The organism is Terribacillus halophilus, assembly GCF_900101385.1.
GTDB lineage: Bacteria > Bacillota > Bacilli > Bacillales > Amphibacillaceae > Terribacillus > Terribacillus halophilus.
Genome location: NZ_FMZB01000001.1, coordinates 503264 through 516298, shown reverse-complemented (window position 1 = coordinate 516298; position 13035 = coordinate 503264). Strand labels below are relative to the sequence as shown.

At 42.4% G+C, this 13035-nt stretch carries 13 protein-coding genes; all 13 read right to left on the bottom strand.

The annotated features are described in order from the left end of the window. Positions 1 to 2: 2 nt before the first annotated feature. The 13 genes from BLQ53_RS02420 to BLQ53_RS02360 all read right to left on the bottom strand — a co-directional run bounded on the left by BLQ53_RS02420 (position 3) and on the right by BLQ53_RS02360 (position 12954). Complete coding sequence (locus BLQ53_RS02420; protein ID WP_093725623.1) at positions 3 to 1430, bottom strand: aldehyde dehydrogenase family protein; 1428 nt, start codon at positions 1428 to 1430, stop codon at positions 3 to 5. A gap of 6 nt (positions 1431 to 1436) precedes the next feature. Beyond that, positions 1437 to 2264 carry a citryl-CoA lyase gene (locus BLQ53_RS02415; RefSeq protein ID WP_093725621.1) on the bottom strand — a complete coding sequence of 276 codons (828 nt, stop codon included), beginning with the start codon at positions 2262 to 2264 and terminating at the stop codon, positions 1437 to 1439. A gap of 24 nt (positions 2265 to 2288) precedes the next feature. Further along, positions 2289 to 3122, bottom strand: a complete 834-nt coding sequence (locus BLQ53_RS02410) for a sugar phosphate isomerase/epimerase family protein (protein WP_244499213.1) — start codon at positions 3120 to 3122, stop codon at positions 2289 to 2291. A gap of 63 nt (positions 3123 to 3185) precedes the next feature. Further along, positions 3186 to 4460: a TRAP transporter large permease gene (locus BLQ53_RS02405; protein WP_093725619.1), complete on the bottom strand. Its 1275-nt coding sequence runs from the start codon at positions 4458 to 4460 to the stop codon at positions 3186 to 3188. Between the two features lie 31 nt (positions 4461 to 4491). Beyond that, entirely contained in the window at positions 4492 to 5007 is a 516-nt protein-coding gene (locus tag BLQ53_RS02400; protein ID WP_093725617.1) for a TRAP transporter small permease, read from the bottom strand. A 19-nt stretch (positions 5008 to 5026) separates the two neighbouring features. Continuing rightward, entirely contained in the window at positions 5027 to 6028 is a 1002-nt protein-coding gene (locus BLQ53_RS02395; protein ID WP_244499212.1) for a TRAP transporter substrate-binding protein, read from the bottom strand. A 36-nt stretch (positions 6029 to 6064) separates the two neighbouring features. Next, on the bottom strand, positions 6065 to 7111 hold the full coding sequence (locus tag BLQ53_RS02390) for a Gfo/Idh/MocA family protein (RefSeq protein ID WP_170829552.1): 1047 nt from the start codon (positions 7109 to 7111) through the stop codon (positions 6065 to 6067). 60 nt (positions 7112 to 7171) lie between these two features. Continuing rightward, positions 7172 to 7873: a GntR family transcriptional regulator gene (locus tag BLQ53_RS02385; protein ID WP_170829551.1), complete on the bottom strand. Its 702-nt coding sequence runs from the start codon at positions 7871 to 7873 to the stop codon at positions 7172 to 7174. Positions 7874 to 8398: 525 nt separating this feature from the next. Next, positions 8399 to 8779 carry a hypothetical protein gene (locus BLQ53_RS02380; RefSeq protein ID WP_093725611.1) on the bottom strand — a complete coding sequence of 127 codons (381 nt, stop codon included), beginning with the start codon at positions 8777 to 8779 and terminating at the stop codon, positions 8399 to 8401. A gap of 515 nt (positions 8780 to 9294) precedes the next feature. Then, entirely contained in the window at positions 9295 to 9852 is a 558-nt protein-coding gene (locus BLQ53_RS02375; RefSeq protein ID WP_093725609.1) for a TetR/AcrR family transcriptional regulator, read from the bottom strand. Between the two features lie 144 nt (positions 9853 to 9996). Beyond that, positions 9997 to 11058: an MFS transporter gene (locus tag BLQ53_RS02370; RefSeq protein WP_342005070.1), complete on the bottom strand. Its 1062-nt coding sequence runs from the start codon at positions 11056 to 11058 to the stop codon at positions 9997 to 9999. 854 nt (positions 11059 to 11912) lie between these two features. Continuing rightward, positions 11913 to 12734 carry a dihydrodipicolinate synthase family protein gene (locus tag BLQ53_RS02365; protein ID WP_093725607.1) on the bottom strand — a complete coding sequence of 274 codons (822 nt, stop codon included), beginning with the start codon at positions 12732 to 12734 and terminating at the stop codon, positions 11913 to 11915. Then, a complete protein-coding gene (locus BLQ53_RS02360) occupies positions 12724 to 12954 on the bottom strand; it encodes a hypothetical protein (protein WP_093725605.1) in 231 nt (76 codons plus the stop codon). Before BLQ53_RS02360 ends, BLQ53_RS02365 begins: the two co-directional genes overlap by 11 nt. Positions 12955 to 13035 lie beyond the last annotated feature (81 nt).

Sequence of the window (13035 nt, the reverse complement as noted above, 5' to 3'; positions counted from 1 at the left end):
GCTCACAGGAGATCCTGCAGCACGATCATCTTCATTTCCGTCATTTCTTCTGCAGCAAATCGTGGACCTTCCCTGCCGATGCCGCTATCCTTTAAACCGCCATACGGCCAATGATCAAGACGAAAATTCGACGAACCATTGACGACTACGCCGCCGACTTCCAGTTCTCTTGCAGCCTTGCGGATGACTTCCAGTGAGTTTGAAAAAATGCCCGCTTGCAGCCCGAATTCCGAATCGTTCACATCTTTGATTGCTTCATCCAAATCGGCATACGGCAGTACACTGACAACGGGACCGAAAACTTCCTGGCACACGACCTTGCTTCGTTTTTTTGGTTTCAGCAATATTGCCGGATCGATGGAAGCGCCGACTGCATTTCCGCCGTGGATGAGTTCTGCTCCTTCCGCCACGGCTTCATCGATCCACTGTTTGACCCGCTCTGCTGTCTGCCTGTTCACGACACACCCGACATCCGTACGTTCATCTTCCGGATTGCCGACAATGAGCGCTGCCGTGAAATGCTTTAACTTCTCGACAAATGGGAGAAAGATTTGCTCGTGGACATAAATGCGCTGGACAGAAATGCAGCTTTGACCGGCATTACTAAACCCTGTTTTTGCACAAATGGCAGCCGCCCGCTCTACATCGGCATCCTGATGCACTATGGTTCCTGCATTGCCTCCGAGTTCCAGCAGCACCTTTTTCATCCCGGCAGTCTGGCTGATTTGCCTGCCACCTGGAACGCCTCCGGTGAATGAAACAAGATTCACTCGATCATCCTGCACGATTTGTTCACCTATTTCCTTTCCGCCCAAGACCATATGAATTGCTTGGACGGGCATCCCGGCTTCCAGCAGCAATTCCACAAGTGCTGTCGCGATCAAAGGCGCTTGCGGTGCTGGTTTCAATAAGGTGACATTTCCAGCGGCAAAACTCGGACCAATTTTATGACAAATCAAATTCAGCGGCGCATTAAATGGGGTAATTGCTGCAACCACTCCTACTGGGATGCGGAATGTCAACGCCATGGAGGAAGTCCCACGGTCTGATGCCCCTCCCGGCAATGTTTCCCCAAACAGCCGTTTTGCTTCCTCGGCTGACAGCAGCAATGTTTCAATCGAGCGGGCAACCTCATCACGCGTATTTTTCAGCGCCTTGCCCACTTCTTTTGCAATCAGAATCGCAAATTCTTCCTTGCGTTCCTCCAGCAGGACTGCTGCCCGATACAGCACCTTTGCCCGGAAAGCAGGTGAAAGATTTGAAATCTTTTTCTTATGGAGACGTGCTGCTTCCAACGCTTGGGCAACCTCATTTTTGTCCGCCTTGAATTGGACACCAACTGTTTCACCTTGATAGGGACCTATCACTGGCATAGGCTCGCGATTATCCTCCAACCAAATCCCATTCACGAATGGCCGGGCCTTTCGCATTTGCTCTCACTCCTTTTGCGCGTCATTCGGGATAACACCTGTATATCGGACAAGCTTCTCATCATTTGGACAAGGGCCCTTGATCAACGTTCCTTGCATCAACTCCTCGTATGCATGGGCGACTATCCCCATTCCTCGTGACAGGGAGAAGATACCTTTTGCTGCTTCTGCCGGAATACCGATTTCACACTGGATGGCTGCAGAAATACCATCAACATTTACCGTAAACTCTCGTTTCTTCACTGCTGACATGGATTGCCGATAGTCCTCAAGAATTGCCAGATATTCTCCGCTTATTTCGCCGCTATCAATCACTTTCTGTGACAAATCATACAGCCTGCTCACACGCGGGTCCTTGTCATGCAGCTGATGACCAAAACCTGGCAGCTTCTTTCCTGCCGACAGGAACTGCTGGACGTTTTCCGCTACAGCATTTGTATTGGAAGACAATTCCGCTTTCGTTGTATACAAGAGGTTCATTGCGCCTTCCACAGCTCCGCCATGAATATCCCCCAACATATTGATGCCAGTGGCAATAGCCGAATTAAAGCTCACACCGCATGTTGCTGCCATTCTCGCTGCCGCTATCGATGGGGCACGCGGGCCATGGTCGGCACCGGCTACGAGCACACTTTCAAACAATTTGGCTTGCTGGTCGGTCAATTCCTTACCTGTCAGCAGAAAATACAGCATTTGGCTGTAGGTAACATTTCCGATCAAATCTTCTACTTCTTTCCCGCGAAGGATGATTTGATTTTTCTTGATGTCGCTGATCTCCGTTTCCCACCAAGCTCCGCCATTTTTGTAATGCTCCAATGCACTTCGTCTGCTCATGTTTTCACCTCGTATTCTTGTACACTAGTATATGTTCACATCATCCAGATTCAGACTGATATATTCCTTTGCCGACTGTAAACACCTTTTGACGTACTCTTCAAAACCCAGCCTCTCTGAGCGCTGCAAATGCGGTATCTCTAAAGAATAGGGCACTTTTGGAATCTCTTGTAATATCTCTTTGATCGGAATACCACCCTCGCCGATGTAAAGACGCTCCTCCCGCATGATCTTTATCATCTTTTCTTTCGTTCTTGGGATTTCTTTCACTGCATCACATAAGTGAAACATATGGAACCATTCAGCAGGTATTCCTTTGAGATCGCTTACATTTTCTTTCGAACGGTGGAAATGATGCGCATCGATCATGAGCCCGGCATTTTCTTGAGCTGCAATGTGCAGCATGCTGACAGCCTGTTTCAATGTCGCAACGGATGCAACAGGAACGAATTCCAATTCTATCGTTAATTGATACATTCTAGCCAATTCACATAATTCGATGAAACGTTCGTTTGCAAAAACAGCATCATCTGTCCATACGCTGCACAGCACATGCCGTGCCCCTAATTCTGCACCGACTTCAAAGGCTGGTTCGTATTGTTTTGTGTTCATGCCATCCACTATTCTTGCTAGCTCGATATCCAGTACTTGGAGTCCGGTTTCCCAAAGTGCCGCTTTTGTTTGTCTCAGCATTTGCCTGTTAGCAGCTAAGTCATAATCAGGTTCATCTCTCAATCCCATACAAATCGGTCTGATGCTTACAAAATCAAAGCCTGCCCTGGCTGCGATATAAGTGAGGGCTGGAGGAGGACATGCCAATGCTGTCAGATGCGCCAACGAAAATTGATCCTTCAACATGAATCAACCTTTCTGTTTGATCATTCTTCTGAGCAAAATCCGCCATGTATTTTCTGTCTGATGCTACCCACCCAATAAGAGCAGCGCTATTTCCGGAATGAGGATGATAAGAATCAGTGCGAGGAGCATGATTGCGATATAAGGGACGATGGCTTTTGAGATTTTCATGATCGACAAGCCGGATATTTCGCTTGCAACAAATAAATTGACGCCGATAGGTGGTGTGATGAAGCCGATGACCAGTGTCAGGATGATGATTATCCCATAATGTACCGGATCGAATCCGAGCTCGATTCCAACCGGCATCAACAGCGGTGTGAAAATAATGATTGCTGCCGTTGTATCCATCACCATTCCGACAAAAAGCAGCAAGATCACAATTAGGGACATCAGAATAACAGGATTGTCGGAAATCGACAGCATTCCGTCGGCAATTTTAGCAGGCATTTGTTCAATGATCATGATTTTCCCGAATGCTGTAGCAGCCCCGATAATCAGCATGATCGTCGCCGTCATCAACGCTGCATTCCGGCATACTTCATACAAGTCTTTAAGCTTCAATTCTTTATACAGCAGCACGCCCGCTATCAAACCGTACACAACTGCGACAACCGCCGCTTCTGTCGGTGTAAAGAAACCACCATAAATCCCACCTAAGATGATCACGGGTACAATCAGTGCCCATTTGGCATCCCAGACAGCTCGTAGCAAGCGCATGAATGAAAATGCTTCCCCGGTTCCGCTGTATCCTTTCTTCCTGGCATAAAAATAAACATAGATAAGCATTAGCAAAGCAATCAAAAGACCTGGCAGTATGCCAGCTATAAAAAGATCACCCACCGCAGTCCCGCTTGCTACGCCGTATATAATCATTGGAATACTCGGAGGCACAATCACGCCTAATGTTCCAGCAGCCGCGACTATGCCAGCGGCAAACTGCTTACTATAACCTATCTGAACCATGGCAGGAATCATGATTCCCCCGACGGCGGCAACAGTAGCTGGTCCAGAACCTGATATGGCAGCAAAGAAAAAACAGGTAATAATCGTTGTCATCGCAAATCCGCCTGCTATATTCCCAACGACCGATTCTGCTACCTTGATCAATCGTTTGGAAAGCCCACCCTTACCCATGATCTCTCCAGCCAATATAAAGAATGGCACGGCCATGATAGGGAAGGAATCAACCGAAGTGACTAATCCTTGGGCTAAAAATTCCAGCGGCATATCTTGCGCGTATAAAAGCGTAGCAATGGATGACAAAGCTAGCGCAATACCGATCGGGACGCTTAATAACAGCAAGAGACCAAAGCTGCCAAACATAATGACTGCAGACATTTCTCACTCTCCCAATATCATATTTCCAGCATTAGAATGTAGATGTTTGCTCTTCATCGGACAGCTTTTCCCCGCTGCGGAGCAGATGGAATTGTTGCAGCAGCTGCTGTATGATTCGCCAGGATGTCAGCAGCATACTGACAGGTGCTGCCATATATACCAACCCCATATTTATTTGCAAAGCCGGAGAACTCTGCCCCCACAGATAAATCTGGGTACTGATTTTACCGCCATAAATCAATAGCATCACTGCGAATGATAAGAACAGCAAATTCACAATGATATGGAGGATGACTCGCTGCTTTCCCTTCAGCAATATATAGATTGCATCAATGCTTATATGCCGCTGCTTTTTCACTCCGTAGCTTATCCCGATAAAAACAAGCCATATAAAGCAGTAACGAGCTAATTCTTCCGACCAGCCAATAGACGATCCCAAGATAAAACGCATGATGATTTGTGCAGAAATGACGACGACCATCACAGACAGTAAACAAACCATCATGCATTCCTCAACGTATCGATTCAACCATCGAATAGGCTTCACAATGACCTCCCCCAGTCCGTCAATTGGTTTCTACCTCTATTTGTTTCAACCATTCATCTCCATACTTCGCTATATATTTTTCGCGAACCGGCCTGGTTGCTTCCCGGAAACGCTCCAGCTCTTCCTCACTTAGTTCTGTAATCTTCATCCCCTTCTCTTCTACAATCGCGTAACTATCCTCGACTTCCTCCCGATTCATTTGCCGCTGCTTCTTTTGCACTTCATCCGCAACACGTTCCACTGCCTTTTGTTCTTCTTTCGTCAGTGATTCCCAGAAAGGCTTACTCACCATGAAAGGACTCGCATTGTAAATATGATTGGTGACAGTCAAATGATCCTGCACCTCATAAAAATGACTGTTCACCACATTTCCCACCGGATTCTCCTGGGCATCGACAGTACCTTGCTCCAGCCCGATATACAATTCACCGTAATTCATCGGCGTCGGATTGGCGCCCAGTTCACGCCAAAGTTCCATATGCCATTCATTTTCCAACGTCCGGATATCGATTCCTTTGACGTCATCTACCGTTTTGATTTCACGTACATTATTGCTGAGCATCCGAAACCCATTTTCCCAATAATTCAAACCAACTACGTTCTGTTTGTCTAATTCCGCCAATAAACGCTCGCCCACTTCACCATCTAAAACGCGGTAAGCTTCTTCCTCGTCAGCAAACAAAAATGGCAGTTCGAAAACGTTAAATTCATCAGCAAACTGTGCGACCGGCCCTGTCGACATCGATGCCCCTTGGATCGTGTTCAGCTGCATTCCTTCAAAGACTTCTCTGTCCCCTCCGATAACACTGTTTGTATAAACTTCTACATCAATGCTGCCAGCCGTTTCTTCTTCCAATCTTTCTTCAAATAAATACAGTGCTTTACTCAAGGAACGATCATCCGGCGTAGCGTTTGCAAGTCGCATGACTTTCACTTCTTTTTCTGCTGAAGGAGCATTGTTGCAAGCGCTTACAAATAACATCATGCCAATCAATGATAAAAACAGAAACAATTGTTTCATCCAACCCCCACTTTCCCCTGAATGGAACGATTGTGCTTATTCACTCATAATCTCTTGAAGTTTGACACTTCTCTTCTCACGGATGGAAAGATTGATTGCCTCCAGTACTTCCAACGTTCTTAAACCAGCTTCTCCTGGTATGCGCGGAACAATTCCCCCTTTCAATACATCTTCAAAGTGGGCTAATTCAGCAGCTATTGGATCTACAGTCTCAGCAGGCACGTATTGCTTTTCAACCAAAGGATGCTTCCAGCCGTATTCTTCCTCGCTGTATTGATAACAACGAAAACTCGGAAAAGCCAAACTCCCTTTTGTTCCGAAAAAGTAATAACAATCTTCATCATAAAAATGATAGATCGGGTTTTCTTTTAGGTTGAATTCATAAGACCAAGGAGATGGCACACCATCGGTCAAGAAATAGTGGATTACCGTCCCATTCTCTGCCTCCAAGATTGCCGTGACCGCATCCTCCACGTCGGCTGACCGAACCTTATTCTTTCCAACTGCGTAAACGTTTTCAATATTTAAGTCGGTAACATAGAGCAAGTTATCCAAATCATGAATGCCATTGATCAACAGCGGACCTCCGCCTGCTTTTACACGCCAGGCTTCTTTGTAATAATCACGGTCTTTGGCAAGGACCCAAACCATATTCACAGCGACCAAGTCCCCTATGACCTTACTTTCCAGCAAGTGCTTCAAATGATTGATCTTGGTTGAATAACGGCGATGATGTCCAACTAAAAGCTGCACTTGTTTTTCCCGGCAATAATCAATCATCTCCCGAGCGGCAGCGGTTGTGTCGGCAATCGGCTTTTCCACCAGACAATGCAAGCCTTTATCAGCACAGTATGTCACAGCTTCTTTGTGCAAGTGGTTTGGCAGGGTGATAATCACGCCATCCAGCGAACAGTTATCGATCAGTTCCTTATAATCCGCATATAAAGGGACATCAAGCTCCATTGCCCGTTCTTTTGCACCAGCGTTGTTTCCAGCTACCGCCACCAATGTAAGCCCAGCCGTTTTTTTTGCCTGCTGTGCCAATGTAAATCCATGGTTCAAACCCAACACTGCAATCTGCATCCTATTAGTCTCCTTTTGCACACTAGTATACAAGTCATCGAATAACACAAAGCTCATCTACTAAGCGTGAGCTTCAAAATACTCGGCATACTTCTCCATTATCTCGCCATAGTGACTGGCGGCTGTGTCGAGATGCTGATGAAGTCTTTGCACAACTCCTTCTGCGTCGTTATTTTGTATCAAGGTAATTAAATCTTCGTGATCACAAATGACACGATCCATTTCCCTCGTCTCAAAAAATTCCAAATAGCGGATCCGATTCACATGTCCCCGTACCTGACGTACGACAGCCCCTAAAGTCTGATTGCCGCATATTTCAAGGACTTTATCGTGAAAAACCTCATCATAGTGATAAAAAGTACCAACATCTTCACTTTTTGCCGCATCCCTTTGCTGGTCCATAATATGCATTAAATCAGCCTTATATCCACTGACCCTTACATCAGCTTGATTCCATTTGACAGCAGCATCCATAAAAGCGACAGCTTCCAGACTTTTTCTGACTTGAAACGCTTCCTGCACCTTTTTCTTCGAGATATGCTTCACCCGGTTTCCTTTTTGGGGAATGATCTGCAGGAACTCTTCCGAAGCAAGCATTTGAATCGCTTCCCTGACAGGCGTTCTGCTCAGCCCCAACTCATCGGCTATTGCACTTTCATAAATCATCTGCCCCGGTTTGTATTGTAATGTGATGATTTTATTGTATAGATGTTTATACACTTCATAAGCTAATGTCTTGCGCTGAACAGTGAACTTATTCATTTTGATCATCTCTTCATATTGGATTATATAAAGCGAAAACTGTACTAGTATACATGTAATGGATTGCGCCCCATGCTTCCACTGTATGCATTCGTCTTGGATTAATTCCGGATGACAAGCAAAAAAAATCCTGCAAAATAGTTTTGAGAGGATTATTCCAATTTGGGAGCCTTTGCTTAACAACATGCAATATGCTACCATCAAAATTAACGAAGGGTATTTCTGGTAAAGAAGGAGGTAGTTAAAAATCAAGTATTTAATCCCGCTGATATTTTTAGCTGGAATCTTGCCTTTGGTCGCTACAAACTTACCTGGATCCTTAGATGACTTATCAATACTCCTTTGGTCAATATCATTCTTCATGTTTATAATCGCCTTTTACATAGCACTGAACAGAGCAAAGAATAACCAAAAAAATGCACCGCACTAGAAGAAGTGCGGTGCATTTTTTTGGTTGTTCTTTTATTTTAGGACGCCAAATTCACCAGAAAAAGAGAATAAGAATTCATTCCGAATATACATTTTTCACTCCGTAACAACTTTTCCCTTTTTCAATCCAGTTAAAATAGTGACAAAGATGCTACAAATACTTAAGATGGTGCCCAGACCTGCGACAACGATTACCGGGACACTAGGAATCAATAAACCTGCGAGAATAAGACTTGAGAAAGCGAAGACGATAAAAGCTTGGTATATAGCAGAAACAATTTTGACCGCAATATGACTGAAGAAAGATAAAATGAAAGGCGGTAAAAACAACAATGCTATGATTCCAACATTCAACCAAATAACGGATGGCTCTTCGAACGAAACAGTATTCGGACCTGTTGGATTTGCAGCAGCTAAAAATAAAACAATAATGGCTAAAACAAAAAGTACAAACACAAAAGACAATCTCTTTACCATGGGAATTCTCCTTTAATATTTTTTGTATCCATATTGGAAATACTTCTACGGCTCATGCCAACGAGCAGCAATACATGGATGGATAGACAATGTACAAACCGTATATGTATCTACATGGCAATTTCTCATCTAAAGACGTTGTAGTTGAATACTGCATTTACCAGAAAATGAGAAGCACTATGATGTTGTACGCAGCTGTAATCGAAATGTTTCATTTTAACCAATAGATTATTTCGATATCCTCATCAGAAGATACTCCCCTCGTTCACCAGCATCCTTCACAGTCGTGCAAAATCAGGCGAGTACGTCTTGATAAGGGAAAGGCGCTTCTCCCAGAGGACTTTTTTGCCTCTGAGAAAATGTTACTTGCTTTTCCGAAATAAAAAGGTACTCCATTTGGTATCAAAATTGTCCGGTTTTTGTTCGAAATTTGCCTATTTTTGAATGCGGACTTATAGGTAGATGCAAAAAAACAACACTAGATAGTCTCTAGTGTTGTTTTTTTATGGATTCTATCAGCTAGTAATACCTTTCCAAAAAATAGAGAATGAAGATTGAGAAGCATACTTAAAACTTCGCGAATCTTCATAAACCAGCTGTATAATCAAGCCATCAAAGATTGTGATAAAACCAACAGCGAACTCTTCTGGGGTACAAGTAAAAGAATTACTTTTAGAAGAAATTTGAATCAAATTCTGCTTAAATATGTGTAAGTACTCTCGGTAATAAGAAATTACAATATCGCTATATTCAACCGGCGCTTGGAATGACATTATCTGTAAGAAAGCCACATTGGGCTGTTTATAGTAGCGGTACTCCGTTTCCTTTAAAAGTAATAATAGCAGCTCCTTTATACCTATATCTTTTTTAGTAAAGAAATCTTCTATAAAGGATATCTCCTCATTCACTATTTGTTTATATGTGTCTAAGAGTAAATCGCTTTTTGTAGGATAGTGATAAGACAAAGATTGTTTACGAATTCCAACTTCTTCCGCAATCTTATTCATCTTAACGCCTTCATATCCAAATGCGTTGAAATGACGGACAGCTACCTCTCTAATTATTTCTTTCAATTAATCTGCCCCCAATATCTCTTTTCTCTTAATTTTACTATTATTATATGCGAATAATAGATACAACAAAAGAAAAGCAATATAAAACCCTGAACCCATTATATAAACTGAACTGTACGAGAACTTTGTAGCAAGTACTCCTAATTACAAAGATCCTCCCCCTATACCTATATCAAAAAAATTAAAGAAAGTTGACATAGCATATTCATGCTCATGTTCTTGAACTAAACTTATGCACCAAGTTTGTATCGCAGGAAAAATTGCACCAAATCCTAAACCGTATAAGGCAGCTGCGATGTAAAAGAAAAATGCTGATTCCGCAAAGTAAAGTACTATAAAACCTAAAAAGGCCAATATGGATCCTGGAATTAATATAATTGAGGGGCCATGTTTATCAAATAATTTTCCCGAAATTAGTCGCACTAGAAAACTAGTGGCAGCAACAACAAAGAAAAACCAACCTACACCATTGAAGTCTTTTTCTAACGCGTACAAAGACAAAAATGACATAATACCTGAAGCTGCCAGACCTGCCATTAAAATCAACAGGGAAGGAAATAGCACACGCATCTCTATTATCTTTATTGTTTGATGTTCTTGTACATCACGTTTTAGCTCAGTTGACTTTTTAGAAAGAATGGCCATAAAAGCGGATAGTATCAGTACCGCCATTCCCCCTAAGAATAATCGTGAATAATCAGAAACGTTTAATATCGCAATACCAATCATCGGGCCAATGGAAATAGCAACCGTTTCTCCAACACCAAAATACCCTAATCCCTCTCCACGCCTATCTTTAGGTATAATCTCCGCAGCTAGAGTTGCAAAATAAGTACTGGCTAAACCGAATCCCGCTCCATGTATAATACGAATGATAAGCAATAGGCTCACGCTGTCAGCGTAATAATATAAACCCGTTGATACCGCATTTATTAAGATACCCAAGATTAATAGGTATTTTTTATTTACTATTCGAAGTAGGTATCCGGAAAATGGTCTAATAAGTATAGCTGACACCATGAAGACCCCTGTAATTAATCCAATTGCTCCTGCATTTCCGCCTATCTCATTCACAAATAGCGGTAACGTAGGTAACAACATTTCAAAAATCATGAACAACAGTGCATTAGAGATTACTACCAAAATAAACGACAAGGTCCACAGCGTGTTCTTAGTTGGTAATTTTGAACCTGATACATTTTTCATTCCCTCAATTCCTCCACTCACCTCATATATGACTAAAGTCAGATATATATATTTTTTTACTGATATCATAGTAACAGAAAACATAAAGACTGACTACAGTCAGTTTTAAATGTATAACCACAACACTAAATCACCCTAGTTCTGTGGCTATTCGGAGAAGGTACCTCTTCTTGTGATAACATTTCCTGAGAATTCAGATGTAAAACGAATCTCCTTTCATTCAACATACATACGCAATCCGCGGCTGCAGACATGCTGGGTTCTCTTTTCAAAATGACAATAAAATACTTCGGAAACCAAAGGTTAGAAGAATGTTAGAAATTCATCAAAAAACAAAAAAATAGCAAGGGCGGCAAACTGCCTGAACCCTTGCTATTTCTATATTTAGTAGCGCGCTCGGAGGGATTCGAACCCCCGGCAGACGTGGTACCGGAAACCAATTTTTTATTATGAACAGCTAGCTTATGGGTTTCTTCGCTATGCTTTTCCTTAGTTTAGCGCATGTCATACAACATTAGCTTCCAGTGTTTACTCTGTATGTTGGCTCATTATGTTAGCCTTTTGGTTTACAATTATGTTTGCAAATCCACTTTCAAATTCACTTTACCAGCGCATCTCTTTGACCCCTACCTTACCATGGTTCATGTCCTGTTCGGCAGCGTTAGGAAAGATTCGGCAGAATGTTGTCATTATAGGCTTTATATTGCAGCTAATAGGCTACTTTGATTCAGTTGTGATTTTTCTTGTGGCTTTGGACGGTCGCCCGGGCGGTTGGGCGGTCATTTGATAATCATTCTATTCAGCCACTTCCTTATCCAAGCATACAGTAAGTGTTCATACATAATAAAATTATACTAATTACCAATAGGAGTTCGGCAACTTCCTAACTTTACACCTTGGCTGTTAAGCTCTTCTTTTATATTAACTAGCGGCGTACCAGAATATACTTTATTAAGTACATTCTCTACTTTATGAATCTCTGCTCCCTTCAGTTTCTCATTTTTTAATAGTGCTTCAAACCAATTTTTAATTTCTGCGGGAGCCAGATTACCTGCTATGGAAGATAAACGATTAAAACCGTGTCTTACACTATCCTCTAATCCCTGCTCTCCTCCAGCGTAAATGTAGAGTTGTTTGTCACTTTCGATTTTCAAATGCTGGATCTTAGTCTTCTCACCAGCCTCTTTGATACCGATAATGTCCTTCATCGAAAGTAGTTTGTTTATAGTATCAACTTCCAAGTCGAAACCTGTCCTCGCAGGATTGTTATATAAGATTGCATCCTTTCCTGATATAGAAACTAGACTTTTTGTATAATTGAAAGCTTCTTCCTGAGATGGTTTTATATATGGAGGATAACCTATCATGACAGCTGTAATATTTGTTTTACTTATATGCTTAGCAAGCTCTTCTGCTTCCTTTTGTCTAACAGAAGCTACACCAAAAATGATCTCCATGTTATTGGTCAACTTGTTATTCGTATCAATACCTTCTACCAATTCTAATTTTTCACCAAGACTAAGACTATGCTGTTCACCGGTGGTCCCACAAACAAATACAGAACGAACACCCTGCTGATATAAGTTCTCTATATGATGAATTGTTCCTTCAACATTTAAGGTCTCATCATCATAAAAAGCAGTTGGTACTGCGATATGAAATATTTCATTTAGCATTATTACTGCACTCCTCTTCATGTATTTCCAGTTCTCGCTTTTCTTCATATTTAACAATATCCTCATGCAGATAAAGAGGCAGGGACCCGTCATGAACATGCATGACGGGATCCGGAAAATCGTTGTGCCGCTTTTCCCAGTTGTTAACCACTTGTCTAGTCGCTCCCAAGCGTCGAGCAAGGTCCGCCTTTGAATAAAGCTTTGGCAGTTCTTTTTTCATACTTATGCACCTTTTCTATTCTTAATGGATAAAACAAGCGAAGCAACCGCAGTAATAAATGCAATAGCAGTTGTAATGATT